Here is a 26,955-nt window from a genome sequence, read left to right as displayed (position 1 = left end):
TCATTTTTTCAGGAGTCCGACATGGCCAAGAAACCCCGCTCAGCGACCTTTATCAAGGACCCGCTCTGGTACAAGGACGCGGTGATCTACCAGGTGCATGTGAAGTCCTATTTCGATTCCAATAACGACGGGATCGGCGACTTTCCCGGACTGATCGCCAAGCTCGACTACATCAAGGAGCTGGGGGTCAACACCCTCTGGCTGTTGCCGTTCTACCCCTCGCCACGCCGTGACGACGGCTACGACATCGCCGAGTACCGCGGGGTCAGCCCTGACTACGGCACCCTGGCCGACGTCCGGCGCTTTATCGCCGAGGCCCATAAGCGCGAGCTGCGGGTGATCACCGAGCTGGTGATCAATCACACCTCGGACCAGCACCCCTGGTTCCAGCGGGCGCGCAAGGCCCGGCCCGGTTCGGCGGCGCGCAACTTTTACGTGTGGTCCGACGACGAGCAGAAATACGCCGGCACGCGGATCATCTTCCTGGATACCGAAACGTCCAACTGGACCTGGGACCCGGTGGCCGGCCAGTACTTCTGGCACCGTTTCTATTCCCACCAGCCGGACCTCAATTTCGACAATCCCCAGGTGATGAAGGCGGTGCTCTCGGTGATGCGCTACTGGCTGGACATGGGCATCGACGGCCTGCGCCTGGACGCCATTCCCTACCTGATCGAGCGCGATGGCACCCACAACGAGAACCTGCCCGAGACCCACGACGTGCTCAAGCAGATCCGCGCCGAGATCGACGCCCACTACCCGGATCGCATGCTCCTGGCCGAGGCCAACCAGTGGCCGGAGGACACCCAGCTGTACTTTGGCCAATCAACCAATGGCGACGACGGCGACGAATGCCACATGGCCTTTCACTTCCCGCTGATGCCGCGCATGTACATGGCCCTGGCCCAGGAAGACCGCTTCCCCATTACCGATATCCTGCGCCAGACCCCGGAGATTCCGGCCCACTGCCAGTGGGCGATCTTTCTGCGCAACCACGATGAGCTGACCCTGGAAATGGTCACCGACAAGGAGCGCGACTACCTGTGGAACTACTACGCCGCCGACCGCCGGGCGCGGATCAACCTGGGGATTCGTCGGCGCCTGGCGCCGCTGATGGAGCGCGACCGGCGGCGCATCGAACTGCTCAACAGTCTGCTGCTGTCGATGCCCGGCACCCCGACCCTGTATTACGGCGACGAGATCGGCATGGGCGACAACATCTACCTGGGGGACCGCGACGGCGTGCGCACGCCGATGCAGTGGTCCATCGACCGCAATGGCGGCTTTTCCCGCGCCGACCCGGCGAGCCTGGTGCTGCCGCCGATCATGGACCCGCTGTATGGCTATCAGTCGGTCAACGTCGAGACCCAGTCCGGCGATCCCCACTCGTTGCTCAACTGGACCCGGCGCATGCTGGCGGTGCGCAAGCAGTCCAAGGCCTTTGGCCGGGGCACGCTGAAGATGCTGTCGCCGAGCAACCGGCGGATTCTGGCCTATACCCGGGAATACACGGGGCCTGACGGCAAGCAGGAAATCATCCTCTGCGTGGCCAACGTCTCGCGCAGTGCCCAGGCGGCGGAACTGGACCTGTCGGCCTTCGCCGGCATGGTGCCGGTGGAGATGCTCGGCGGAAATGCCTTTCCTCCCATCGGCCAGTTGAGTTTCCTCCTGACCCTGGCGCCCTACGGCTTCTACTGGTTCGTTCTGGCGGCAGAAAACCAGATGCCCAGCTGGCATGTGGAACCGGCCCAGAGCCTGCCGGACTTCACCACCCTGGTGCTGAAAAAACGCCTCGAAGAATTGCTCGAAGCGCCATCGCGCACCACGCTGGAGCACAGCGTCTTGCCCCACTGGCTGCCCAAGCGCCGCTGGTTCGCTGGCAAGGACAGCGCCATCGAGCAGGCACAGATCGCCTACGGCGTAGGTTTTGGCGATCCCCAGCATCCCGTGCTGCTCAGCGAGATCGAGGTCACCAGCGATGGGCAGCGCCAGCGCTATCAACTGCCCTTCGGCCTGCTCGCGGAAGAGCCGCTCGGCAGTGCCTTGCCTCAGCAACTGGCCATGGCCCGGGTGCGGCGCGGGCGCCAGGTCGGGCTGATCACCGACGCCTTCGCCCTCGACAGTTTCGTGCGCAGCGTGCTGCAGGCCCTGCAGGCGCAGACCCGGCTGGACAGTGCTGCCGGGCAGATCCGTTTCGACGGCACCGAGCGGTTGGCCGAGTTGGGGCTGACCGGCGACTCCGAGGTGCGCTACCTCTCGGCGCAACAGTCCAACAGCTCGGTGGTGGTGGGGGGCAGCCTGGTGCTCAAGCTGATTCGCAGGGTGGAAGGAGGCATTCACCCGGAACTGGAAATGGGCGCCTTCCTCACTGCCGCCGGATTCCGCCATATCTCGCCCTTGCTGGGCTCGGTGGTGCGCCGCGATGAGCAGGGCGAGGATCATCTGCTGATGATCGCCCAGGGCTACCTGAGCAATCAGGGGGATGCCTGGGAATGGACCCAGAACAACCTGGAGCGGGCTATCCGCGATGAGTGGGCGCAGGCCATGTCCGAGCAGGAACAACACTACAACGCCCTCGGGGAGCTTGAGGATTTCGCCGGCCTGCTGGGGCAGCGTCTGGGAGAAATGCACCTGTTGCTGGCGGCCCCCGACAGCCCACCGGACTTTGCACCGCAAGTGAGCACCCTCAAGGACACCCAGGCCTGGAATCGTCAGGTGGCGGCACAAGTGGAACGGGGGTTGCAGTTGCTCCAGCAGCATCAGGGCGAGCTGAGTCCTGGCGACCAGAATCGGGTGAGCCGATTGTTGCAGCACAAGACGAAAATCCTCGGTCACATCCAGCAACTGGCCAGGCAGTTGGTGGGTGGGCTGCGGATTCGGGTGCATGGTGACCTGCATCTGGGGCAGGTGCTGGTGGTCAAGGGCGATGCCTACCTGATCGACTTCGAGGGTGAGCCGGCGCGGCCTCTGGCAGAGCGTCGGGGCAAGCACAGCCCGTACAAGGATGTCAGCGGGGTGTTGCGCTCCTTCGACTACGCTGCCGCCATGGCCCTGGAGACGCCAGCGGTGGAGGGCGCGCACATGGCCGAGCAGGCCCGGCAACGGGTGGTCCGTCGTTATCTGCAGGAGGCGCGGCAAGCCTTTGTCCAGGCGTATCGGCTGGCGACGGCTAGTCTTGCCCATGAGTGGCAGGACCCGGCGGCTGCGGATGCCGCACTGGCCCTGTTCAGTCTGGAGAAGGCCGCCTATGAGCTGGCCTATGAAGCGGAAAACCGGCCCACCTGGCTGCCTGTGCCCTTGCACGGCCTGGTGGGGCTGTTGCGTGAACTGGACCCCTTTTCCGATCTTGAGCGTGATGGAGAGCAGTCATGAGTGTCTCGAACAAGGAACAGGGAAAGAACCAACCGGCATTGCTCCCTTCAGCCGAGGTCATCGATGCCTTGGTGCGGGCCGAGCATCCTGATCCGTTCGCTGTGCTCGGGCCCCACGGAGATGGTGCCGGCGGGCAATTCATCCGGGCCTATCTGCCCGGCGCCCTGAGCGTGCAGGTGCTGGACCGGGAGCAGCAGCAAGTGCTCGGCAGCCTCCACGCCGCCGAAGTGCCCGGGCTGTTTGCCGGGCATTTCAGCCAGGGCCGGCCCTATCTGCTGCGGGTGCAGTGGGCCGGTGGCGAGCAGGTCAGTGAAGACCCCTACAGCTTCGGCCCGTTGCTGGGGGAGATGGATCTGTATCTGTTCGCCGAAGGCAATCATCGTGACCTCGGCTCCTGCCTGGGGGCGCAACCGACCACCGTGGACGGCGTCCAGGGCGTGCGCTTTGCAGTCTGGGCGCCCAACGCCCGGCGGGTTTCGGTGGTGGGGGACTTCAATATCTGGGACGGGCGGCGCCACCCAATGCGCCTGCGGCATCCCTCCGGGGTCTGGGAGCTGTTCGTTCCGCGCCTGCAACCTGGAGAGGCCTACAAGTACGAGATTCTCGGGCCCCAGGGCATCCTGCCGCTCAAGGCCGACCCCATGGCCCTGGCCACCCAGTTGCCGCCGGACACCGCGTCCAGGGTCGCCGAGCCCTTGCAATTCCACTGGCAGGACCAGGCATGGATGCAGGCCAGGGGCGAACATCAGCGAACCGATGCGCCCTTGTCCATCTACGAGTTGCACGCCGGCTCCTGGCAGTGCGAAGTAGATGACCTTGGGGAAGTGGCCCGCCAGTACAGTTGGGCCGAGCTGGCCGAACGCCTGATCCCCTACGTCAAGGACCTGGGCTTCACCCATATCGAGCTGATGCCGATCATGGAACACCCTTTCGGCGGTTCCTGGGGGTATCAACCGCTGTCACAGTTCGCCCCCAGTGCCCGCTATGGCTCGCCCCAGGATTTCGCCGCCTTTGTCGATGCCTGCCACCAGGCGGATATCGGTGTGATCCTCGACTGGGTGCCGGCGCACTTTCCCACCGATACCCATGGCCTGGCCCAGTTCGACGGCACCGCGCTCTATGAGTACGGCAACCCCCTGGAGGGCTTTCACCAGGACTGGGACACCCTGATCTACAACCTCGGGCGCACGGAAGTGCACGGTTTCATGCTGGCCTCGGCGCTGCACTGGCTCAAACATTTCCATGTCGACGGTCTGCGGGTGGATGCGGTGGCGTCGATGCTCTATCGCGACTATTCGCGCAAGGCCGGTGAATGGGTGCCGAACCGCCACGGTGGCCGCGAGAATCTGGAAGCCATCGACTTTCTGCGCCACCTCAACGATGTGGTGGCCCTGGAAGCGCCGGGCGCCCTGGTGATTGCCGAGGAATCCACCGCCTGGCCCGGGGTCAGCCAGCGCACCGACCAGGGCGGCCTGGGCTTTGCCTACAAATGGAACATGGGCTGGATGCACGACTCCCTGCATTACATCCAGCAGGACCCGGTGTACCGCGCCCATCACCACAACGAACTGAGCTTCGGGCTGGTGTACGCCTGGTCCGAGCGTTTCATCCTGCCGATTTCCCATGACGAGGTGGTGCACGGCAAGCATTCGCTGATCGACAAGATGCCAGGCGATCGCTGGCAGAAGTTCGCCAACCTGCGGGCTTACCTGAGCTTCATGTGGGCCCATCCGGGCAAGAAACTGCTGTTCATGGGCTGCGAGTTCGGCCAGTGGCGCGAGTGGAATCACGATCAGCAACTGGACTGGTACCTGCTGCAGTACCCGGAGCACCGGGGCGTGCAGCAATTGGTGGGCGACCTCAACCGGCTGTATCGCCAGTACCCGGCGTTGCATGACCAGGACGACGTGCCCCAGGGTTTCCAGTGGCTGATCGGCGACGATGCGATCAACAGCGTCTATGCCTGGTTGCGCTGGAGCAAAACCGGTGAGCCCTTGCTGGTGGTGGCCAACTTCACCCCGGTGCCGCGCCAGGCCTACCGCGTCGGCGTGCCGCTGGCGGGACGCTGGAGCGAGCTGCTCAACAGCGATTCGCAACTCTATGCCGGTTCCAACTATGGCAATGGCGGCGAAGCCTTCAGTGAAGAACAGGGCAGCCATGGCCAGGCCCTGTCCCTGGTGCTCAACCTGCCGCCCCTGGCGGTGTTGATCCTGCGCCCCGACAGCCTTTAGCCGCGGGTGGCCGGTAATGGTCAACATCAGGCCATTACCGGCACCGTCCTGGGTGCATCACCAACGCATGCGCACGCCCAGGCTGCCGATCAGGCCGTTGAGGTCGTTGTCATCCACATCGCTGCTGTAGTCGGCACTGACGTACAGGCTCACGGCGGGGGTGACCCTGGCCACCAGCCCCAGGCCAACCTCTACGGTGGAGGATTTGCGGCTGCTGCTGATCTTGTCCACCTGGTCCAGGCTCAGGGTCTCGCCGCTGTAGACCGTATGCCAGAGGTTGGTGCGCACATAGGGTTCCAGGGGCAGGCCGTGGACATCATAGCGCCCTTGCAGGCGCGCGCCGACACGGCCGCTCCAGGCGTTGAGGTCGTTACTGCTATTGCCACCGTCCAGGCGAATGCGTTGGTTGATCACCTGGGCCTGGGGTTCGATCACCCAGTTGTCACTCAGGCCTATGGCCACGCCGCCCTGCACGGAAAAGGTCATGGCGTTGCCTTCGGTGGTCATGCCCCGGCCCTGCTCATTGCGACTGAAACCGCTGACCCGGCCGCCGCTGGCGGACATGTCCAGGTGCCAGCCCTCGGCACCCTGCAGCCTCCAGAAGGCGCCCAGGCCTTGTCCCTGGACGCTGAGCCCGGCATTGCGTGGGTCGTTGACGGTGCTCGGGGCGCTGCCTTGGGTGAGGGTGTAGGTGTTGGGGGTACTCAGCAGGCCGATCTGTTGGGTGGTGCCGTTGTTCTGGATGCTGTAGAGCAGGGGGCCTTTGCGCGGTTCGCCGCCAGCGCCGGGCAGCGCCAGGTAGCCGACTTCAAGGTGCGTCGGCAGTCCGGGCCGGTCCAGGACCGCGAAGTCGCTCGGTCGCGGGCTGCCCAGGGGTGGGGCGCTGATCGGCAGGCTGCTCAGGGTTGAGGGGTACCCGGTGTTGTCGGTGTCCTCCCCCGGGGACGCCGCGACCTCCATGGAGCACAACAGCAAGGATGTGTACAGGCTGCACAAGGCGAACGGCAGAGGGCTTGAGGTGAGTGAGGTATTCATGGAGGTCTACCTTGCAAATGCATGCTTTATCTCGTTGGGGGCGCCTCTCCCACCCCCGTTCGAGAGGCAGCCGGATTCAATCGGGTAAAGTCCGCCGACCCGCTCTGCAGCAGGTGTTTTCGGCCTTTTCCCGGTTACTTTTTCCAGGGGTGGTTATTGGTAGCTAAGGAGAGAGCAGGGGGCTCGTCAAGAAAATGACTGACAAACGGAAGGGTTATTTTTGGGCGGCCAAATCACTGAAAAATGGCACTTTGTCCGAATGCCAGGGATGTGGGGCGGGCAGGGCGATCAGGGGCGACTCCAGCCCGTGGATTTGCTCGTCGCCAGGGTTCAGCAGGTCGACCAGACCTGCTGCCACTGGGCGGCACCGCCCCGGAATCCGTGAGCCGGGACGATCGCGGTTTTAGCGTTCATCGCTCGATGTCCGCGGTGCGGCCACGGGCGGCAGTTGCACCTCCACCGCCAGGGGCAGGTGATCGGAGAGGTGGGTCCAGGGCTTGTTGCCGAGGATCTGTGGCCGGTGGCTGCTGGCATTGCGCAGGTAGACCCGGTCCAGGCGCAGCAAGGGCCAGCGCGCGGGGTAGGTCTTGGCCGGGCGGCCGTGATGGCGTTCGAAGGCTTCGTGCAGGTCGTCGCGCCGGCCCAGGGCGACATTGCCGTGCATCTGCCAGTCGTTGAAGTCGCCGGCAATGATCACCGGCGCGTCCTCGGGCAGGGATTCGAGCAGTTGGCAGAGCAGCGCCAGTTGCAGTTGCCGGTGGCTTTCCAACAGGCCGAGGTGCACGCAGATGGCGTGCACCTCGGCGTATCCGGGTACATCCAGGACACAGTGCAGCAAGCCGCGGCGCTCGGGGCCGGTGATGGAAACATCCAGGTTGCGGTACTGGCGGATCGGGTACTTGGACAACAGGGCGTTGCCGTGATGACCGTCGGGGTACACCGCATTGCGTCCGTAGGCGTAATCGCTCCACATGCTGTCGGCGAGAAACTCGTACTGCGACTGCTGCGGCCAGTTGTCCAGGCGCGACGCATGGCGTTCATGCTCGCCCAGCACTTCCTGGAGAAACACCAGGTCGGCCTGGGTGCTGCGTACCGCTTCGCGCAGCTCCGGGAGAATGAAACGTCGGTTGAGGGCGGTGAAACCCTTGTGGGTGTTGACGGTCAGGATCTGCAGACGCTGGATGCTTCCCGGCTGGGGCTGGCGGGTGGACTCGCTGCTCACGCTCACTCCTGTGAATCAGTGACGGTTTCTCATGGGACTGATGGCCGGCACTCGCGTTCAGGTTATTTTCCGCCCGGGCCCGGCCTACATCAGGATGATTTCGTAGGGCAGGCGCAGGCGCTCCAGCAGAATCGGCGACAGCGACGGTTCCAGGCCGATTTCCGGTTCGCCCTGCAGCTGGCTGGCGTAGGCGTGGGCCGCGTGGCGCTTGCGGGCCACGGTCCAGGTGTCCAGGCGCAGCTTGCGTGCCCGCTGCCAGGGAATCTGGTGCTCCTCGCGCGAGGACCAGTGCCAGGCCCAGATCGGAATCTCGTAGAAGCGCGCGCCCACCTGGCCGGCAGCCTTGGCCGCGGCCCGGCCCACGGCTTCGTGATCGAGGTTGCCGTCGCCGCGCCAGGTGCTGAACACCACATCGCTGTCGCGCAGGTAACGGCTGATGAATGGTGCCAATTGCTGTTCGCGCTCGCTCAGGGCACTGTCGGCAAAGCCACCACGAATCCACTTCAGGCTGTGCAGGGGCAGCCCCAGGCGGCGCAGGGCCTCGGCGCTTTCCTGGGGCCGGAACACGCTGAGGCGGCGCTTGGGCCACAGCTCGGAACCTGGGTGACTGGCGCTGCCGTCGCTGATGGAGATCAGTTGCAGGGGGTGGCCATGGTGGGCCAGCACTTGCAGCAGGCCGCCGCTGGCTACCACTTCATCGCCGGGGTGGGGGGCGATGATCACGGCCCGGGAGCCGGGTGGAACCAGATTGCCGAGGTTGATGGGGGGAACGTCGGCCAGGTGGCGGGCACCGTTCCAGATCTGGCTGGGCCAGCTGTTGTCTATTGCGGTTATGGCTTTCATGAGGTGTCACATCCCTGTTTTCCGGGTCACGGCAATGAGGCCTGAACATCCGTTCAGTGGCGACCCTGGGTTTGCACGTACGCTGATTCCATGGCATCTGCCTCAGCGTCATGTACCGGTGCTCCATACCTTTGGGGCACCCTGATCCGAGCGCAATCATACTCAGCCCGTGGCTGCCTACACAGAGGGTTGAGTTGAATTTGTCGATTGCGACCCGTTTCTCAGGGTAGTCGCATTTTGTTGCCAGGCCCGAACTCCTGACGAATGCCTGGAATTTGCCGACGCTTGGCTTGTCGGCCAAGGCGGCATCGAGGCCGCGCTGCAAGGCTTGCGCTCAGTCGTCCTGTTCATGCTCAAGCTCGAAGAACAGCAGCGATCGCCCGGTCACCGAGTACTCGTGGCCAAAGGCGAAGCGCTCCTGGCCGTGCACCGCCGGCTGGTGGGTGTCGAGCATGCAGGTCCAGAACTCACCGGCCGGCACTTGCGGCAGGCGGAAGTTGACGATGTCGTGGTGGGCGTTGACCACCAGCAGCACCGTGGCGTCGGACCCTGGGCGGCGGATGCCGGTTTCCTGGGCGCGGCCGTCCAGCAGCATGCCCAGGCAGCGGCCATGGGCATCCTGCCAGTGCTCGGTGGTCATTTCGCTGCCATCGGGAGCCAGCCAGGTGACGTCCTTGACGCCGATGTCCTCGTTGTAGTTGCCCACCAGGAAACGCCCGCGGCGCAGGATCGGGTAGCTCAGGCGCAGCTTGATCAGGCGCTTGACGAACTTGAGCAGCGACTTGCCGTCGGCATCCAGGTTCCAGTTGATCCAGCCGATCTCGCTGTCCTGGCAGTAGGCGTTGTTGTTGCCGTGCTGGGTGCGGGCGAATTCGTCGCCGGCCACCAGCATCGGCGTCCCCTGGGCCAGCAGCAGGGTGGCGAAGAAGTTGCGCATCTGGCGCAGGCGCAGGGCGTTGATCTGGGGGTCGTCGCTGGGACCTTCGACGCCATGGTTCCAGGACAGGTTGTTGTTGCTGCCGTCCTGGTTGTTCTCGTCATTGGCCTGGTTGTGCTTGTCGTTGTAGGACACCAGATCGCGGAGGGTGAAACCGTCGTGGGCGGTGACGAAGTTGAGCGAGGCATAGGGGCGGCGGCCGCGCTGGTTGAACATCTCCCCAGAGGCGGTCAGGCGTCCGGCAAAGTCCGCCAACTGGCCGTCGTCGCCTTTCCAGAAGGCCCGCACCGTGTCGCGGAAACGATCATTCCACTCCACCCAGCCCGGTGGGAAATTGCCCACCTGATAACCGCCGGGGCCACAGTCCCAGGGTTCGGCGATCATTTTCACCTGGCGCAGCACCGGGTCCTGGCGGCAAGCCACGAGAAAGCTGTGGCGCTCGTCGAAACCATCGTGGTAGCGGCCGAGGATGGTCGCCAGGTCGAAGCGGAAGCCGTCCACGTGCATTTCCGTGGCCCAGTAGCGCAGGGAGTCGGTGACCATCTGCAGCACGCAGGGATGGCTCAGGTCCAGGGTGTTGCCGGTGCCGGAATCGTTGATGTAGAAGCGCTTGTCGTCGGGCATCAGGCGGTAGTAGGAGGCGTTGTCGATGCCGCGCATGGACAGGGTCGGGCCTTGCTCGTTGCCTTCGGCGGTGTGGTTGTAGACCACGTCCAGCAGCACCTCCAGCCCGGCCTCATGCAGGTGCGCGACCATTTCCTTGAACTCGGCGATCTTGCCGCTGGACAGGTAGCGCGGGTCCGGGGCGAAGAAGGCGATGCTGTTGTAGCCCCAGTAGTTGGTCATGCCCTTGTGCAGCAGGTGCTGGTCGTTGACGAAGGCATGGATCGGCAGCAGCTCCACCGACGAGACGCCAAGCTTGCGGATGTGCTCCAGCACGTCGTCCACCATCAGCCCGGCAAAGGTCCCCCGCAGGTGTTCCGGCACTGCGGGGTGGGTCATGGTGAAACCGCGCACGTGGGTCTCGTAGAGGATGGTCTTGTCCCAGGGCACGCTGACCCGATGGTCGTGGCCCCAGGTATGGGCCGGGTCGATGACTTTGCACTTGGGCACGAAGGGCGCGCTGTCCCGTTCATCAAAGCTGAGGTCGGCGTCAGGATGGCCGATGGTGTAGCCGAACAGCGCCTCGGACCATTTCAATTGGCCCACCAGCTGCTTGGCATAGGGGTCGATCAACAGTTTGTTGGGGTTGAAACGGTGACCGTTGGCCGGCTCATAGGGACCGTGCACTCGGTAGCCGTAGATCAGCCCGGGGTGAGCGTCGGGCAGGTAGCCATGGAAGATTTCGTCGGTGTATTCGGGCAGTTCGATACGTTCGAGCTCCACTTCGCCGGCAGCGTCAAACAGGCACAGTTCGACCTTGGTGGCATTGGCCGAGAACAGTGCGAAGTTGACGCCCAGGCCATCCCAGGTGGCGCCCAGAGGGAAGGGCAGGCCTTCACGGATGCGCGAGGGTTCGTTCTCGGGAGTCGGCGGAGTCTGCTTGGATCTGCTCATGGTTGCTCCTGCAAAAAGGATCAGGGGGCCCGCCTTGGGTTTTCCAGGGCGAAGCCATCCAGGGTGGCGTGCGGGCGCGCCACCGGTTCAGGGCGATAGAGGGGCGGGAGTGTCGTCAGTGGGCTGGCGGCTTGCGCGGTGCCCGGGGTTTCTTCGGCGCCGCAGGCTTCTCTCCCGGCGGCACTACCACCGCGGCGGCCGACTTGGCCTTGGGTTTGCTGGCGCTCTTGCCGGGCGGACTGGCGGCGGCAGATTTGCTCTTGGCGCCCTTGGGCGGCTGGCTCGGGGCCAGGGCCTCGGCCTCGGCGAGCTTGCGGGCCATTTCCCAATGTCGGGCTTCGTGGCCCTCCGGTTTCCCTTCCGACTCCCAGATCTGATAGGCGAATTCACGTATGCGTTTGTCGTCGGTACTCATCGCAATGCTCCTGGACTGAACTCAATGTTGAATCAAAAGGTTGAGTGGAAAGTCTTGCAATACGGCGCTGATCAGCAATTCCTTGTGGGGTGTGACTGCTCCGGTTGAAAAAAGTCCATTCAGGTTGCGGCCCGAAGCGGTGAACGGTAGTTGCACCCGGGTATCGCCCCATCGCTGCGCATCCACCTTGGGGATTGCACTGTCATCCAGCAGGCCGGCGACCTGGATCGGCACTATCACCACGGCTCGTTGCTCCTGGTATTCACGCATGAACGCCAGCACCCGGCCGGCTTCCTGCCCCAGCACCGTCAGCGGCTGGTAGCTGCCGCGCTGGAACAGCTGCGGGTACTGACCGCGCAGGCCCAGGGTGCGGGCAATCAGGCCCTGCTTGATACGTCCGTCACGCCACTGGGCCAGCCACTGCCGAGGATCGCGCGGGCTGTCCAGGGCGCGGTGCCGGGCCGGGTAGTCCGGCAGTCGGCGGTTGTCCGGGTCCACCAGGCTGAAGTCCCAGAAGTCGTTGCCCTGATACAGGTCCGGCACCCCTGGTACGGTCATGCGCAGCAAAGTTTGCGCCAGGCTGTTGAGGGCGCCGCCAGGGGCGATGCTGTTGGCTGCCGCCGCAAGCGACTGGCGCAGGGCCAGGCCTTGCGGCGAGACCAGCACGGCGCTGACGAACGCCTGAACACCCTCTTCGTAATCAGGATTGGGGGCTGCCCAACTGCTGTGCAGCTTGGCTTCACGCAGGGCCTTGAGTTGCCATTGCCAGATGCGCTGGGCATAGCGCTCCAGGCCCGGCTGATCCTCGGCCTGCAAATCCAGGGGCCAACTGCCCAGCAGGGTCTGATAGAGGATCAGTTCATCGCCTGCCGAAGGGGCGTCGGGGTGCTGGTGCAAGGGGGCAGCCAACAGCCGCCAACTGGCCACTTGGCCGGCATACCAGGGGGCCCGCTCACTGAGCAGGGCCAGGCGCGCGCGGCTGTCTTCGCCACGCTTGTGGTCATGGGTGGCGCTGGTCAGCAGGTTGTCGGGGAAGCTGTCCAGGCGCTGCTGGCAAGCGCTGTGGAAGGCCGAGATCGGCGCGCTGAACTGTTCGCTGTTGAAGCCCACGTCATTGCGCGCCAGGAGCACCGCCGAGCGGTAGAAGGCGGTGTCTTCCACGGCCTTGGCCGCGGCCGGCGAGGTCAGTTGCTGGAAGCGCACGCAGGCGTGGCGCAGCAGTTTGCGCGCCCGGCCCGGGGGTTGCCGGCGCCAGCCCTGGCCGCCGAGCCAGCGCTCCAGGCAATCGAGTACCGGCCAGTCGGCTTCGCTCAGGCGGCCTCGGGCGCCGTCCATGGCCTGTTGGAAAAACCGCTGGTCCTGGGGCCCGCGGCCCTGGGCACCGATGTAGGTGCGGTACACCGGAAAGTGCACGATCAGCTCCTGCAGCGCCCGGCGGATGGCCCCCAGGGTCAGGTCGCGGCTCATCAGGTCCAGCCGCGCCACTTGCAGCAGCGCCTGGGCCACGTTTTCAAAGTCACCGGCCAGGGAACCGTTGAGGATCTGCTGGCGTGCCTGCAGGGCTTCCTCGCCGAACTGCGGCGACCGCTGGCTGTGCCGGCTCCACAGCTCTGCCAGCAGCGGCTGGCCGGCGGGGGCCTGTTGCAACAGCGACAGCTGGTTCATGAATTCGTAGCCGGTGCTGCCGTCCACGCCCCAGTCGCGATGCAGGGTCTCGTCCGCGCCGAGGATCTTCTCGACGTAGATCGGCAGGTGCTGGCCTGGACGCAGGCGGTCGACCCGGCGCCGCAGCTTGCGGCAGTAACCCCGGGGATCGGCCAGGCCATCGATGTGGTCGATGCGCAGGCCATCCACCAGGTTTTCTTCGATCAGCTGGAAGACCTTGGCGTGGGTGGCTTCGAACACGGCCGGGCGTTCGACCCGCAGGCCCCCCAGTTCATTGACGTCGAAGAAACGCCGCCAATTGATGTCATCGGCTGCGGTGCGCCAGCTGGCCAGACGGTAGCTCTGTTGTTCCAGCAACTGATGCAAACGCGTGAAGCCGCCGGCCTGGCGCGAGTCGTAGCCTTGCAAGTGGGCGTCGATGGCCTGGCGCACTGACGGCTGGCGCAGTTGGTGTGTCAGGGCTTGTTGCAGGGGCCGGGCCTGGGCATGGGCGGCGCCGTTGAAGCGCAACGCCGCAAAACCGTCGGCCAGGGATTTCAGGGCGCTGCTGGACTCGGCGTCCAACGGCTCCGGAAGTCGCAGCAGTGGTGCGTAGTCCCAGGGGCAGATGGGAAAGCAATGTTCGTGGTGCTGTACGTGAAAGCCCCCCAGGTCGTCGTCCAGGCGCAGCTTCAAGCGGCCTTCCTGCAGCGCCACGCCATAGTCGCTGTCGAGGAACGGCAGGAGCAACTGGCCTTCCATCAGCGGGTCCGCGGAGTGCCACTGGATATCGAAGAATTCGCCATAGGGGCTCAGCCGCCCCCATTGCAGCAGGTCCAGCCACCAGGGGTTGTCGCTGCCGCCCACGGCCATGTGGTTGGACACGATGTCGAGGATCAGCCCCATCCCTTGTTGACGCAGGGCCGCCACCAGGCGCCGCAGGGCCGCTTCGCCCCCCAGCTCCGGGTTGATCTGGGTCGGGTCCACCACGTCATAGCCGTGCTGGGAGCCGGCCCGGGCCCGGAGCAGGGGTGAGGCATAGAGATGGCTGATGCCCAGGCGGGCGAAGTAGGGCACCAGGGGTACGGCGTCGTCGAGGGTGAAGCCTTGATGAAACTGCAGGCGCAGGCTGGCCCGCAGCAAGGGCAGGGACGGCAGGTTCATCGGTCACGCTCTAGGGCTTGTTGCCGGGCGCAGGCCAGCAGTTCCAGGCGCCGGGCGGCATCGCTGTCGTCCAGCAGGCGCCGGCTGGCACTGGCCAGGCGGCGGCGCCAGTTGGGGTGGCTGTCGAGGGTGCCGGGCAGGTTGGCCTGTTCATCGATGCCCAGGGCATCTTCCAGGGGCAGCAGCACCAGGGGCGCACGGGTATGGCCAAGAAAGCGCACGCTGGCGTCCAGCACTTGGTCGGCTTCGTGGGCCTCTTGGTGAAAGTTCTGTGGGTCCTGGGCCAGGGCCTGGCGCAGGCCGTCACGCTCGCGCTGGCGGTGTTCGCGCCATTGCCGCGCGCCCTGTTCATCCACCATGCCCAGGCGCAGGTTCCAGTCGATGTCGCGGCCCTGCCACCAGCCGTTGAGGGTGGGCAGATCGTGGGTGCTGGTGGTGGCCAGGGCGTTGTCCGGCCAGTCCAGGATCGGCTTGAAGTGGCAGCCGTGGTCCTGTTCGAACAAAAGCACGCGCATGCCGAGCATGGCCCGGGCGGCGAGCTTTTCCCGCAGGCCGTCGGGCACCGTCCCCAGGTCCTCGCCGAGGACAATGGCCTGGTGCCGATGGGATTCGAGGGTCAGCAGGCGCAGCAGATCGTCCACCGGGTAGTACAGGTAGGCGCCGTCGCAGGGCGGCGCTCCCGACGGGATCACCCAGAGCCGTTGCAAGCCCATCACATGGTCAATGCGCAAGCCGCCGGCATGGGCGAAGTTGGCCCGGAGCATTTCGATGAAGGCGCGATAACCATGGCGCTGCAAACCTTCGGGAGAGAAGGCGCAGATGCCCCAGCCCTGGCCCTGGCGATTGAGGATGTCCGGTGGCGCACCCACGGTCAGGGACGCCAGCAACTGCTCCTGGCGGCTCCAGGCCTGGCTGCCACCGCCGTCGGCGCCCACCGCCAGGTCGGCGATCAGGCCGATGCCCATGCCGCTGCTGTGGGCCGCGCTCTGCGCCCGTTCCAGGCTGCGGGCGATCAGCCACTGGCAGAAGGCATGGAAGCCGATTTCATGGGCCTGCTCCTCGGCGAACCGGGCTAGGGCCGGGCTCGCCGGGTTACGCCAGTGTTGCGGCCAGTGACGCCAGTCCAGGTCTTCGCCGCGGGCGGCGCGCTCGGCCTGGATGGCCTCGAACCGGCAGTGGTTTTCCAGGGCTTCGCCGGCGCTGCGGCGATAGCTGGCGAAGTCCTCGTGCAGGGGGTGCTGGCCGTGGCAGAAGCCTTCGTACAGGGCGCGCAGTGCTTGTTGCTTGGCCTGGGCCGCCTGGGGCCAGTCGATCAGTGGTTGCTGTTCCAGGGCTTGCAAGGTCTGGCCAAGGCCACAGGATTCGATGGCGCTGCGCCAGGCCCGGTCGCCGAGAATGGCCCCGGGAGCGGCGTACAGGCTGTTGAGAAACAGCCGGCTGGAGGGCGAGTAGGGGCTGTAGCGCTGAGGATCGCTGTTGAACATGGCGTGCAGCGGGCTGATGGCCAGGGCATCGGCGCCGCGCTCGGCGGCTTGCCGGGCCAGCTCTTCCAGTGCCTGGGTATCGCCGAATCCACCGTCACCGGGGCGGCGCAGGGCATACAGCTGTACGCTCAGGCCCCAGGCTCGCGGGGTCGGCTGGCCCACGGCGTCGGCCACGCTGTAGCAGCGTGCGGGGGCCACCGCGAGGGTGAAGTGTTCCTCCTCGATGCGCACCGAGTGGTAACCCACCGGGATCTGCCCTGGCAGCACGCTCTGTTCATCGAGCTGCAACGACAGTGGTTCGCCGTTTTCCAGCTCGATGGCACAGCGGGTCCCGGGTGCGAAGTACCGGGCCAGGTCCAGGCCCTGGCCGACGTCGGCGGTCAGCAGCGGTGGCAGGTGCCGGCTTTGCTGCAGTTGGTGCAACTGCTGCAGGCTGTCGGCGATTTCCTGGTCGCTGTCGGCGGGGTGGCCCAGGCCCGCCAGCACGGCCCGCAACACCCGCGCCTCAACCTTTTGCGGTCGGCCGTTGGCGTCGATCCAATCCACTGCCAGGCCGGCGCGGCTGGCGAGTATTTCCAGTTGCGCATCGCTCATCGGCGTTCTCCATCGGGGGCGGTGGGGCAAGGCCCGCTGTCCAGTTGCACCACTGCGCTGAAGGCGGGTAACCAGCCCTGCTGCCAGTGTTCAAGTGCTCGCGGTGGGTGTTCAAACCACAGTTGTGCTGTTGCTTCGGGCTCCAGTTCGACCCGGTGTGGGCTGAGGTTGAGGTCGATGCGCAGCAGGCTGCCGTCACCCAGGCGCCAGCGTGCGCTCAGGGCGCCTTCGGCCAGCACCCGGGTGTCCAGGGCCTGGGCGCCGGGCAGGCGTGGGATCAGTTCGCGGTGGCGGATACGCAGCAGGCTGCGGTACAGCTCACGGGTCGTTTCGGCCTGTTGCGACTGGGGCCGGGGCCGTGATGCCTGGAAGGTCGAGGGGGCGTTGGGATCGGGGATGCGCTGGCGCTGGGCGGCGTCGGCAAAGGCGCTGAAGGCGGCGAACTCGTTGCGCCGGCCCTGGCGCACGGCCTCGGCCAGTTCCCCCTGGTGGCTGGTGAAGAACAGGAACGGCTCCTGGGCCGCCACTTCATCGCCCATGAACAGCAGCGGGATCATCGGCGACAACAACAGCAACACCGTGGCCGCCTGCAGCGCCTGGGTCGGCGCCAGCTGGTTGAGGCGCTCGCCAAAGGCCCGGTTGCCGATCTGGTCGTGGTTTTGCAGGAACAGCACAAAGGCGCTGGGGGGCAGGTGGCCGCTGGGTTCGCCCCGGGATTGGCCGTGGCGGTTGGCATGGCCCTGGAAGGCGAAGCCCTGGCTCAGGCAGCGGGCCAGTTGCGCGGTGGGGGCGTCGGCGAAATCGGCGTAGTAAGCGTCGGTTTCCCCGGTGAGCAGCACGTGCAGGGCGTTGTGCCCGTCGTCGTTCCACTGGGCGTCGAAACCCTGCTGCAGCAGGCTGGCCTGGTTGAACTCGTTTTCCAGGTTGAGCCACACCTGGCGCGACGCCGGCACCGCCTGGCGTACCCGCTGGGCCAGTTCATGGAGAAAGTCCGGGTCGTCGATGGCGTGCACGGCGTCCAGGCGCAGGCCGTCGAAACGGTACTCCAGCAGCCACATCAGGGCGTTGTCGATGAAGAAGTCGCGCACCTGCCGCCGGCGAAAGTCGATGGCCGCGCCCCAGGGGGTGTGCAGATCCTCGCGGAAGAAGCCCTTGGCGTAGCGCTGCAGGTGGTTGCCGTCGGGGCCGAAGTGGTTGTAGACCACGTCGAGGATCACCGCCAGGCCCAGACCGTGGGCGGCGTCGATCAGGGCCTTGAGGTCGTCGGGAGCCCCGTAGGAGGCTTCAGGGGCGTAGGGCAGGACGCCGTCGTAGCCCCAGTTGCGCTCGCCGGGGAACTCCGCCAGGGGCATCAGCTCGATGGCGGTCACCCCCAGGTCCACCAGGGCCGGCAGGGCCTGCTGCACCGCCAGGTAGCCGCCCATGACCCCGACATGCAGTTCGTAGATCACCGCCTCGTGCCAGGGCCGGCCACGCCACTGGGGCTGCTGCCAGGCGTAGGCGTTGTGGTCGACCACCAGGCTGGGGCCATGCACATCGCCGTCCTGGGCCTGGGAGGCCGGGTCCGGCACCTGGATCTGCCGATCGATGGTGTAGCGGTAGCGGCTGCCCGCCGGGCAGCGCGCCTGAGTCACGAACCAGCCGTCGGCCTCGGGCCGCATCGGCAGTGATTGGCCGTCCGCCAGTGCAACGCTGACTTCACGGGCATCCGGGGCCCACAGGGCGAACCGGGTGTGCTCGCTATCCAGCATCACTGCGCCGTGGGTCCAGCTGTGCAGGGTGCTTGATGGCATGGGTCCAGGCCCCTTTATTGTCGGGTGGCCTGCCCCAGGGCCTTGGCCACCAGTTGTTCGTAGAGTTCGGCGTAGGGTTCCACCGCCTTGCACCAGTTGAACGGGGCGGCCATGGCCCGGCAGCGCATGGCGTTGAGCAGCGCTGGATAGGCGAAGACCTTGAACGCCCGGGTCAGCGCCTCCTGGTAGCTGGCGACCGTGGATTCGTCGAACAGAAAGCCGGTGACGCCATTCTCGATGGTGTCCGCCAGGCCGCCGGTGTTGCGCGCCACCGGCAGCGAACCGAAGCGCTGGGCGTACATCTGGCTCAGCCCGCAGGGCTCGTAGCGTGACGGCATGAGCAGAAAGTCGCTGCCGGCGAACATGCGCCGGGCGTCGGTTTCATTGAAGCCGATATTGACCCCGATGCGCCCGGGAAAACGCCGGGCCAGGGCGCGCATGGATTGTTCCTCTTCCGGTTCCCCGCGGCCGATGATGGCGATCTGGCCGCCGTTGGCGACGATGAATTCGGCCACGCCCTCGGTGAGGTCCAGGCCCTTCTGGTAGACCAGCCGCGAGACCACGGCGAACAGCGGGCCGTTGCTGGGGTCGAGACCGAACATCTGCCGCACATGGGCGGCGTTGGCCGCCTTGCCGTTCCAATCACCCATGCTGAAGGGGCAGAACAGGTGCGCATCGGTGGCTGCGTCCCAGCTTTCGTCGATGCCGTTGGGGATGCCACTGAGCAAGCCTTGCTGGGTCTTGCTGGCGAGAAAACCGTCGAGGCCGCAGCCGAAGGCCGGGGTAGTGATTTCCTGGGCGTAGGTGGCGCTCACAGTGGTGATGTGGCTGGCGTAGGCCATGCCGGCCTTGAGGAACGACAGCTTGCCGTAGAACTCCATGCCTTCCTGTTGCAGGGCGTGTTCGGGGATGCCCAGCTCCGGGCACGAGGCCAGGCTGACCACGCCCTGGTAGGCCAGGTTATGGATGGTGAACAGGGTCGGGGTGCGCTGCCCGCGCCAGTGCATGTAGGCCGGGGCCAGCCCGGCGGGCCAGTCGTGGGCGTGCACCAGGTCGGGGCACCAGTGGATCTGCGCCAGGTTGGCGGCGATGTCGGCGGCGGCCAGCCCCAGGCGGGCAAAGCGAATGTGGTTGTCGGGCCAGTCGCGGCCATTGTTGGCGCCGTAGGGCGTGCCTTCGCGCTCGTACAGCTCCGGGCAGATCAGCACATAGATCACCAGGCCGTCGGGCATGTCCATGCGCCCGATCTTGCAGGCCGGCAGCGCCGCGTGGCCCCCCAGCTCGCCGATGATATGGATGGGGTTCTCGCTGTGCAGCACCTGGGGATAGCCGGGAATCAGCACCCGCACATCGTGCAGGTGGGCCATGGCCCGGGGCAGGGCGGCGGAGACGTCGCCCAGGCCGCCGGTTTTCACCAGATCGGCGATTTCCGAAGTGACGAACAGCACCCGCTTGCGGTTGGGATTCTGACGAGCCAGCGGCAGCAGGGTCTTGCCTCCAGGGATGGAAATCGCCTGGGGGGCACGTTCACCGGCCTGCTGTTGAGGATGCTCTCCCTGAGTGTCCAATGCGGCGCTGATCATAGGTCTCTCCCGTTTTATTGATCTGTTCTGCTGTCTCAAGCGCTGCTGTCGGGCCATTCCTGTGGCCGGGCGCAATTGCGCCACACATCGATCAGCCTGAGCTGCTCGAGCGCTGCAGCAGAAAGGGTGGAGGAGCCGTTGCAAGGAATGCACCAGTGGCAGCGACCCTACCTTTAACCTGACCTTGGGCCGACGCGAAAAGTTTCGACTTTTTCAATGCCAAAGTGACCGCTCGGTCACAATGCGAAAATCAGTCTAGGACAGAACCTAGAGCAGCGTCGGGCAGGGCGGGGCGTTGATTCGGCGCGGGCGCAGGGCGACGGATCTATCCCGACGAAAGGTCGGCCGTGCACCGCAGCAGAGCGCGGGTGACATGGCCTCGGCGCGAAAACGGTGAGGGCGCGCCAGGGGTTGGTGCAGATCGCTGGTGGCCTTGCCCGAAAATGGGCAGGGCCCCGGGGATTTGTTTGCGACCCAAGGCCCGGTTGAGCGCGGAGCGGCTCAGCCGAGCCAGCCCAGGGTCAGCCACACCAGCACGGCGTAGCGGGCGCCTTTGGCCAGGCTGACGATCAGCAGGAAACGCTTGAGGGGTTCGCCCATGACGCCTGCCACCAGGGTCAGCGGATCGCCGATCACCGGCATCCAGCTCAGCAGCAGCGTCCAGTGGCCGTAACGCTGGTAGTGCACCCGGGCCCGCTCCAGGTGCTTCGGACTAACGGGGAACCAGCGACGCTCCTTGTAGGTGTCAAGGCGCTGCCCCAGCCACCAGTTGACCAGGGAGCCCAGGACGTTGCCCAGGGTTGCCACCAGCCACAGCCCGAGTACCGTCAGTTGGCTGTTGTGCAGCAGGCCCACCAGCAGCGCTTCCGACTGCAGGGGCAGCAGGGTGGCGGCGGCGAAGGCGGCGAGAAACAGGCCGAGGTAGGCGCTGGCGATCAACGGGCCGGGTAGTCCGCTACCACGACATCCTGGCCGTCACGGGTCAGGCCGATGACTTGGAAGGCGTCGGCGCCCATGCCGTCCATTTCCATGCCGGGGGAGCCCATGGGCATGCCCGGGGCGGCGATGCCCAGCAGGTCGTCGCGCTTGCGCAAGGCCAGGACCTGTTCAGCAGGCACGTGGCCTTCGACGAACTTGCCGTCGATCACCGCGGTGTGACAGGAGCCCAGGCGCGGGGCCACGCCCAAGCGCTGTTTGACCGCGCTCATGTTGCTTTCCACGTGGTCGGTGACGGCAAAGCCGTTGTCCTGCAGGTGCTCGATCCACTTTTTGCAGCAGCCGCAGTTGGCATCTCGGTGCACGTCGATGGGGATCAGTTCGCCCGCCTGAGCCAGGGAGCCGATCAGCAGGGCGGACAGGGCCGCTAGACGCAGTGAAGTTTTCATCGAAAGTCTCGTTGTCGCTGTTGAATAAGGGGCGCTGGCAGGGCCGGCCCTTGTGGGGACACGCTGGGGGTGGTGCATTTTGCGGCTTTTTTTGCCAGCTGCCGGCGGCTTTTGTTTCAAGTTGATACCAAGCCCCGGGCGCGGAGCAAGGGTTCTAGAACCACATTCGCAGCCCCAGCACCAGGCGAGCGCCGTTGTCCGGTTCGCCGTCGTTGCGGGCGTAGTCGGCGGTCCGCCCATGGCTGCGGTTCCAGGTCACACCTATATAAGGTGCGAATTCCCGGCGCAGTTCATAGCGCAGCCGCAGGCCGATTTCGCTTTCGGCCAGGCCGGCGCCCTGGCCCCGTTGCGGATCGTTGCGGCCGTACAGGTTGAGTTGCGCCGACGGCTGCAGGATCAGGCGCTGGGTCAGCAGCAGGTCGTAGTCGGCCTCGACCCGCAAGGCGCTCTGGCCGCCTTCTCCAAGATAGGCGGTGACCTGGCTTTCGACGTTGTACAGCGCCATGCCTTGCAGGCCCAGGGCTGCCCAGGTCTGGGCCGTGCCGGGCTTGAAGTCCTGACGCAGGCCGCTGACCAGATCCCACCAGGGGCTGATGGCGTGGCCCCAGAGGGCTTGCAGCTCGGCATGCTCAGTGACGCCCCGGGTGCGTTCACCCTCGCTGCGCAGCCACAGCCGGTCACGGTCGCCACCTATCCAGCCATTGACCTCCCAGCCCAGGCTCGTGCCGCGCTCGGCGTCCTGCCATTCGAGCCGCTCCACCAGGAAAAAACTGTTCAGCGACTTGCCGTGGAGGACGTGACCGGCCGCGCTTGGATAGACCGCCCGGCGATCGGCATCGGTCAACGGCGCAATCGGTGTACGGCTTTGCAAGGGGGCTGCGACTTGCAGGCCCGGCATCGTTGAGTGATCCATGCCGCGCATGTCGTGTCCGGGCATCTGTTGTGGTGCCCGGGTGTCGTGGTCCATACCGGGCATGGACTGACCATGGGCCGGGGTACCGGGCCAGGCCAGCAGGACGATGCCCAGGCCGAGACCGGTCAGCCCGCCCGGCAGCAGTGGCAGCAGGGGCGTCTCAATCGGCATGGGGCACCTCCCGTTCTTCGACCCGGACTTCGCGGAACATGCCGCTCTCCATGTGGTACAGCAGATGGCAGTGGTAGGCCCAGCGCCCCAGGGCATCGGCCGTGACCCGGTAGCAGCGGCGGGTGCCCGGCGGCATGTCGATGGTGTGCTTGCGCACCTGGAAACGGCCGTGTTCGTCCTCAAGGTCGCTCCACATGCCATGCAGGTGGATGGGGTGGCTCATCATGCTGTCGTTCACCAGTTCAATCCGCACTCGCTCGCCATACTCCAGGCGCAGGGGCTCGGCCTCGGCAAAGGCGATGCCGTCGAAAGACCAGGCGAACTTTTCCATATGGCCGGTCAGGTGCAGGGTCAGGGTACGGCTCGGTTCGCGGCCGTCGGGGTCGGCGAAGGTGCTTTTCAGATCGGCGTAGGTCAGCACCCGACGGCCGTTGTGGCGCAGGCCGAGGCCAGGGTCGTCCAGGCGTGGCTGGGGATTCATGGCTTGCATGTCCACCAGCGGGTTGGCGGTTTCCGAGGCTGGATGGGGGATCTGGCTGCTCATCGCGCCGTGGTCCATGCCGGGCATGGCCATCGATTCGTGCCGCATGCCCGGCATCTCCGCGTGGTCCATGCCGGGCATCGAGGCCATACCCATGTCCTCCAGGGTCAGCAGCGGCCTGGGGTCCAGGGCCGGCGTCGGGGCCTTGAGGCCGGGGACGCTGCTCAGGGAGCCCAGCGCGTAGCCGCTGCGGTCCATGGCCTGAGCGAACAGACTATGGGCACCGGCGCTGGGCTGCACCAGCACGTCGAAGGTTTCTGCCACGGCGATCCGCAGCTCATCCACCGATACCGGCTCCACGTGCTGGCCATCGGCTGCCACCACGGTCATTTTCACGCCGGGAATGCGCAGGTCGAAGTAGGTCATGGCCGAGGCATTGATCAGCCGCAGGCGCAGGCGTTCGCCGGGGCGGAACAGTCCGGTCCAGTGGTTGTCCGGTGCCTGGCCATTGAGCAGGTAGGTGTAGGTGGCGCCGCTGACGTCGGCAAGGTCGGTGGGGGTCATGTTCATCTGCGCCCACATTGTGCGCTCGGCCACAGTGGCGGCCCAGCCGTCGCGGCCGACGTCTTCGATGAAGTCAGCGAGGGTGCGTTTGTGCCGGTTGTAGTAGTCGGACTGCTTTTTCAGGGTGCGCAGGATCTGTTCCGGCGCCTCGTCGCTCCAGTCCGACAGCAGCACCACGTAGTCGCGGTCGTACGTGAAGGGCTCCGGCTCCCGGGCGTCGATCACCAGTGCCCCGTACACCCCCAGTTGTTCCTGGAGCCCGGAATGGCTGTGGTACCAGTAGGTGCCATGCTGCTTGACCGGGAATGAATAGCGGTACAGACCGCCGGGCTCGATGCCTTCGAAGCTCAGACCGGGTACGCCGTCCATGTCGGCGGGCAGGATGATCCCGTGCCAGTGGATCGACGTCATCTGGTGCAGCCGGTTGCGCACCCGCAGGGTGACCCGGTCGCCCTCGCGCCAGCGCAGCAGGGGGCCGGGCAGGCTGCCGTTGACCGTCATGGCCTGGCGCGGCTGGCCGCTGAAGTTCACCGGCAACTGGCCAATGGACAGGTCGAAATCGGTGCCTGCCGCGACCTCGGGCTGACCCGGACTGTTGATGGCCCAGACCGGATTGCGCCACAGCCCCAGACCGGCGAGAACGCCTCCGGCCGCCAGGGCCTTGACGAAGGTGCGTCGGGACGGGCTGTGTCTTGATGGGGGGAACGGCATGGCAGGCTTCCAGTCGGTCAGCGGATTGGAGGGGACTCTAATCAGCGCTGGCTGTCAGGAAACTGAGGCGGGCATTACAGATTTGTCAGTCGCCCGGATGCTCCAGACGTTGCTTGAGATTGCCCAGGGCCTGGGTCGACAGTTGTTCCATGCGCGCCCGCAGGCCGCTCAGTTGCAGGTCGGTGCAATAGTCCAGCGTGTGCCGCAACAGCGTACCGTCGCTCTGCTTGTTCAGTTGGTAATGGACAGTGCCGTCCAGGGCCGCGGAGCTGAAGACGGCCTTGAACTCCTTGGGAAATACCGCGTTCAGCACGCGATAGCTCATGGGGATCTGTACTCCGAGCAGATTCATGACTTCGCTGAAGCGGTGACCCGCCGGCAGCGAGCCACAAAAGCCGGTGTCGGCCCGCAGGCAGGAGGGCTGCCACTCCGGCCAGCGGTCCGGCTGGGTCACGTAGTAATAGATAGTGTCGATATCGGCCTGGATATACAGCTCGTGGCTGAGCCGCTCTTGCAGCAGATGTGATTGGCGCTGACCCATGATGCACCCCACTTCCTTGTGACCGGAGCCTCCAATATAGTCCCGCCGCCTGGGGGTGCCAGCGGCGGCGGCAGACCGTTCAGCGGACTTTGAAGCGGCTCATCAGGTGGCTGACCTGGGCATTGGCCTGCAGCAGGCTCTGGGTATTGCTTTCACCGGCTCGGGCACTCTCCACCAGCTCCTCGACCATGTGTCGGATGCTGACCATGCTGCGGTTGATCTCCTCGGTCACCGCGCTCTGCTGTTCGGCGGCGGTGGCGATCTGGGTGCTCAGGCTGTTGATCTGGTTCACCGAGTCGGCCATTTCATCCAGGCCGCTGTTGACCCGGGCCGTGGCATCCGCCGCGGACTGGCAACTGGCCTGGGTGTTTTCCATGGCGCTGACCGAGGAGCTCACGCCCTGGGTCAGGCGGCTGAGCATTTCGTTGATTTGCGAGGTGCTGTCCTGGGTCCGCGCGGCCAGGGCCCGGACCTCATCGGCGACCACGGCAAAGCCGCGTCCCTGCTCCCCAGCCCGGGCCGCCTCGATGGCGGCGTTGAGGGCCAGCAGGTTGGTCTGCCCGGCAATGGCGCCGATCACCCCGAGGATCTCGGTGATGCGCTGGGCGTCGGCTTGCATGGCCTCGACCTTGTGGGTGGCATCGGCCACTTCGTCGATCAGCGCAATGACGCTGCCGGAGGCTTCGCCCACCACCACCCGCGAGTGTTCGGCATGCTCGTTGGCGCGCCGGGTGAAGTCCGCGGTCTGGGCGGCGTTGGCCGCGACGCTGTCGGCCGTGCTGCTCATCTCGGTGATGGCGGTCACGGTCTGGTCGGTTTCCGAGGCGTGGCGCATCAGGATCTGCTGGCTGTGGGCCGAGGTCTGCTGCAACTGCGCCAGGCTGCCGGCCATGGCTTCGGTGGCCTGGGTGACTTCGCCGATCATGTTCTGCAGGTACTGGATGAAGTGGTTGACCGAGTGCCCGATGGCCCCCAGTTCGTCCTCGGCGCGGATCACGATGCGCCGGGTCAGGTCGGCGTCACCGGTGGCCAGGGCATCGATATTGCCCTTGAGGATCTTCATCCGCTGCACCAGTTGGCGGATCGCATAGACCTGCAGCAGCACCAGCAGGATCACCATGGGGATCTGCAACAGGCTCAGGGTGCTCAGCACATCGTCGCGCTGGGCGGTGATCAGGTGGGTGGGCAGGGCGCTGGCGAGGAACCACGGGGTGCCTTCGATGGCGCGCATGAAGAAGGTGCTGGGCACCCCGGCGTTATCGAACTCGATACGTTGGGCGCTGTTGTCGCGACGTTCCAGGGCGCTCTTGACCTGGGCCGCGAAGGGCGAGCCGGCGGCCAGTTCCCGGATGTTCTTCAGCACGATCGGGCCATTGATCCGCGAGCTGTTGCTGATGACCTTGCCGTCGGCCTCGACGATCAGCATCTGGGCGTCGAGCTCTTTCTCCTGGCGGGCCACCAGGTCGTTGAAGAAACCCAGGGTGACGTCGATGGTGGCCACGCCCCAGGGTTGGCCGTCGCGGCGGATGGCCATGGCGCAGTTGGTGCGTGGCTCGGCGCTGGCGTCGTCCTTGTAGGCCGCGGCCCAGGCGCACTGGCCGGGAGCGCTCTGCAGGCCGCCTTTGTACCAGGACTGGTCGTAGTAGTTGGGGGCCGGGTCGCTGTTCCAGAAGGTGTTGACCACCAGCTGGCCCGACGCATCACGGTGCCAGAAGGTGCTGTGCTTGTTGCGCCCCGCAGTGCGCTGGCCGGGCAGGGGCCAGATCCCGCCGCCGAAGACCTTCTGCTCGCCGTACTGGTCCACCAGGCCGGGCAGGACCTTGTCGATGCTGTCGCTGTCGAGCAGGGGCACGGTCTGGGTGATGCTGCGTTGCTGGGCCTGGACCTTGTTCAACTCGCCCTGAATGCGCTGCGCCACTTCGGCGATGCGATTGAGGACCACCTGTTCCTCGGTGTGGCGCAGCTTGGGCGCCACCATTTGGCTGATGCCCACGACTGTGAGTACCAGCATCAGGACAATGAACAGGACCAGAAAGAGCGTGTAGCGGGCTTGAATCGTGCGCAAAGCGGGCATGGGACCTGTCCTTACCGAGCGTTTTTTATTATTTGGAGAGGGGGGAGCCTTGTCGGGGCATCCTCAGGATGTCGGCGCGGTTTTTCTGCTCTTTAGTACGATCGTCCAAAAAACTTCGATGTCGTTGAAAAAGTGTCGCAGGTGACACAGAGGAGGGTCAGACAGCCGCTGAACGGTTCGATTGCGAGCAGGAAAAGATCAGGGTTTGCGGGTGCTGAAAACAGCCGGCGCCGCTTAAATC

At 65.6% G+C, this 26,955-nt stretch carries 17 protein-coding genes; 2 read left to right on the top strand and 15 right to left on the bottom strand.

Annotated elements, in window-relative coordinates; genetic code table 11:
- Positions 1 to 21 precede the first annotated feature (21 nt).
- Positions 22 to 3,372, top strand: coding sequence for a maltose alpha-D-glucosyltransferase (gene treS / locus KHO49_RS30465; protein WP_213666448.1), 3,351 nt, complete (start codon positions 22 to 24; stop codon positions 3,370 to 3,372).
- The gene (gene glgB / locus KHO49_RS30460) at positions 3,369 to 5,603 is read left to right on the top strand and encodes a 1,4-alpha-glucan branching protein GlgB (RefSeq protein ID WP_213666447.1); all 2,235 of its coding nucleotides are present in this window, start codon (positions 3,369 to 3,371) and stop codon (positions 5,601 to 5,603) included. Before treS ends, glgB begins: the two co-directional genes overlap by 4 nt.
- Positions 5,604 to 5,660: 57 nt before the next feature.
- Here glgB and KHO49_RS30455 read toward each other — a convergent pair whose 3' ends face one another.
- The 15 genes from KHO49_RS30455 to KHO49_RS30385 all read right to left on the bottom strand — a co-directional run bounded on the left by KHO49_RS30455 (position 5,661) and on the right by KHO49_RS30385 (position 26,714).
- On the bottom strand, positions 5,661 to 6,638 hold the full coding sequence (locus KHO49_RS30455) for an autotransporter domain-containing protein (RefSeq protein WP_110653231.1): 978 nt from the start codon (positions 6,636 to 6,638) through the stop codon (positions 5,661 to 5,663).
- 403 nt (positions 6,639 to 7,041) lie between these two features.
- Positions 7,042 to 7,860 (bottom strand): endonuclease/exonuclease/phosphatase family protein, encoded by an 819-nt coding sequence (locus tag KHO49_RS30450; RefSeq protein WP_102879200.1) that lies wholly within the window; start codon positions 7,858 to 7,860, stop codon positions 7,042 to 7,044.
- 84 nt (positions 7,861 to 7,944) lie between these two features.
- A complete protein-coding gene (locus tag KHO49_RS30445; RefSeq protein ID WP_102863443.1) occupies positions 7,945 to 8,703 on the bottom strand; it encodes a PIG-L deacetylase family protein in 759 nt (252 codons plus the stop codon).
- 334 nt (positions 8,704 to 9,037) lie between these two features.
- Positions 9,038 to 11,197: a glycogen debranching protein GlgX gene (glgX, locus tag KHO49_RS30440; RefSeq protein WP_213666446.1), complete on the bottom strand. Its 2,160-nt coding sequence runs from the start codon at positions 11,195 to 11,197 to the stop codon at positions 9,038 to 9,040.
- 115 nt (positions 11,198 to 11,312) lie between these two features.
- The gene (locus tag KHO49_RS30435; protein WP_102879202.1) at positions 11,313 to 11,612 is read right to left on the bottom strand and encodes a DUF2934 domain-containing protein; all 300 of its coding nucleotides are present in this window, start codon (positions 11,610 to 11,612) and stop codon (positions 11,313 to 11,315) included.
- A gap of 21 nt (positions 11,613 to 11,633) precedes the next feature.
- On the bottom strand, positions 11,634 to 14,420 hold the full coding sequence (locus tag KHO49_RS30430) for a malto-oligosyltrehalose synthase (RefSeq protein ID WP_213666445.1): 2,787 nt from the start codon (positions 14,418 to 14,420) through the stop codon (positions 11,634 to 11,636).
- A complete protein-coding gene (gene malQ, locus KHO49_RS30425; RefSeq protein ID WP_110596906.1) occupies positions 14,417 to 16,498 on the bottom strand; it encodes a 4-alpha-glucanotransferase in 2,082 nt (693 codons plus the stop codon). Before malQ ends, KHO49_RS30430 begins: the two co-directional genes overlap by 4 nt.
- Complete coding sequence (gene treZ / locus KHO49_RS30420) at positions 16,495 to 18,291, bottom strand: malto-oligosyltrehalose trehalohydrolase (RefSeq protein WP_213666444.1); 1,797 nt, start codon at positions 18,289 to 18,291, stop codon at positions 16,495 to 16,497. Before treZ ends, malQ begins: the two co-directional genes overlap by 4 nt.
- 14 nt (positions 18,292 to 18,305) lie before the next feature.
- Complete coding sequence (gene glgA, locus KHO49_RS30415; protein WP_213666443.1) at positions 18,306 to 19,874, bottom strand: glycogen synthase GlgA; 1,569 nt, start codon at positions 19,872 to 19,874, stop codon at positions 18,306 to 18,308.
- Positions 19,875 to 20,375: 501 nt separating this feature from the next.
- Positions 20,376 to 20,813 (bottom strand): YqaA family protein, encoded by a 438-nt coding sequence (locus tag KHO49_RS30410; RefSeq protein ID WP_102863454.1) that lies wholly within the window; start codon positions 20,811 to 20,813, stop codon positions 20,376 to 20,378.
- Complete coding sequence (locus KHO49_RS30405; protein WP_102879207.1) at positions 20,810 to 21,259, bottom strand: DUF411 domain-containing protein; 450 nt, start codon at positions 21,257 to 21,259, stop codon at positions 20,810 to 20,812. The genes KHO49_RS30410 and KHO49_RS30405 overlap by 4 nt, the downstream gene beginning before the upstream one ends.
- 154 nt (positions 21,260 to 21,413) lie before the next feature.
- The gene (locus KHO49_RS30400) at positions 21,414 to 22,343 is read right to left on the bottom strand and encodes a copper resistance protein B (protein WP_213666442.1); all 930 of its coding nucleotides are present in this window, start codon (positions 22,341 to 22,343) and stop codon (positions 21,414 to 21,416) included.
- Entirely contained in the window at positions 22,333 to 24,099 is a 1,767-nt protein-coding gene (locus tag KHO49_RS30395; RefSeq protein WP_213666441.1) for a copper resistance system multicopper oxidase, read from the bottom strand. The genes KHO49_RS30400 and KHO49_RS30395 overlap by 11 nt, the downstream gene beginning before the upstream one ends.
- Before the next feature lie 85 nt (positions 24,100 to 24,184).
- Positions 24,185 to 24,640, bottom strand: coding sequence for an SRPBCC family protein (locus KHO49_RS30390; protein ID WP_213666440.1), 456 nt, complete (start codon positions 24,638 to 24,640; stop codon positions 24,185 to 24,187).
- Between the two features lie 79 nt (positions 24,641 to 24,719).
- A complete protein-coding gene (locus tag KHO49_RS30385; RefSeq protein ID WP_213666439.1) occupies positions 24,720 to 26,714 on the bottom strand; it encodes a methyl-accepting chemotaxis protein in 1,995 nt (664 codons plus the stop codon).
- Between the last annotated feature and the right edge of the window lie 241 nt (positions 26,715 to 26,955).

Origin of the sequence: Pseudomonas sp. RC4D1, from assembly GCF_018390395.1 — a bacterium.
Classification (GTDB): domain Bacteria; phylum Pseudomonadota; class Gammaproteobacteria; order Pseudomonadales; family Pseudomonadaceae; genus Aquipseudomonas; species Aquipseudomonas danubii.
Note: the sequence above shows the minus strand (reverse complement) of the source record. Positions and strands in the feature narration are given on the sequence as shown.

Bases quoted from the DNA above. Each gene is read 5' to 3' on its own strand.
- treS (WP_213666448.1), top strand. From the start codon at position 22: ATGGCCAAGAAACCCCGCTCAGCGACCTTTATCAAGGACCCGCTCTGG.
- glgB (WP_213666447.1), top strand. From the start codon at position 3,369: ATGAGTGTCTCGAACAAGGAACAGGGAAAGAACCAACCGGCATTGCTC.
- KHO49_RS30455 (WP_110653231.1), bottom strand. From the start codon at position 6,638: ATGAATACCTCACTCACCTCAAGCCCTCTGCCGTTCGCCTTGTGCAGC.
- KHO49_RS30445 (WP_102863443.1), bottom strand. From the start codon at position 8,703: ATGAAAGCCATAACCGCAATAGACAACAGCTGGCCCAGCCAGATCTGG.
- glgX (WP_213666446.1), bottom strand. From the start codon at position 11,197: ATGAGCAGATCCAAGCAGACTCCGCCGACTCCCGAGAACGAACCCTCG.
- KHO49_RS30435 (WP_102879202.1), bottom strand. From the start codon at position 11,612: ATGAGTACCGACGACAAACGCATACGTGAATTCGCCTATCAGATCTGG.
- KHO49_RS30430 (WP_213666445.1), bottom strand. From the start codon at position 14,420: ATGAACCTGCCGTCCCTGCCCTTGCTGCGGGCCAGCCTGCGCCTGCAG.
- malQ (WP_110596906.1), bottom strand. From the start codon at position 16,498: ATGAGCGATGCGCAACTGGAAATACTCGCCAGCCGCGCCGGCCTGGCA.
- treZ (WP_213666444.1), bottom strand. From the start codon at position 18,291: ATGCCATCAAGCACCCTGCACAGCTGGACCCACGGCGCAGTGATGCTG.
- glgA (WP_213666443.1), bottom strand. From the start codon at position 19,874: ATGATCAGCGCCGCATTGGACACTCAGGGAGAGCATCCTCAACAGCAG.
- KHO49_RS30405 (WP_102879207.1), bottom strand. From the start codon at position 21,259: ATGAAAACTTCACTGCGTCTAGCGGCCCTGTCCGCCCTGCTGATCGGC.
- KHO49_RS30400 (WP_213666442.1), bottom strand. From the start codon at position 22,343: ATGCCGATTGAGACGCCCCTGCTGCCACTGCTGCCGGGCGGGCTGACC.
- KHO49_RS30395 (WP_213666441.1), bottom strand. From the start codon at position 24,099: ATGCCGTTCCCCCCATCAAGACACAGCCCGTCCCGACGCACCTTCGTC.
- KHO49_RS30390 (WP_213666440.1), bottom strand. From the start codon at position 24,640: ATGGGTCAGCGCCAATCACATCTGCTGCAAGAGCGGCTCAGCCACGAG.
- KHO49_RS30385 (WP_213666439.1), bottom strand. From the start codon at position 26,714: ATGCCCGCTTTGCGCACGATTCAAGCCCGCTACACGCTCTTTCTGGTC.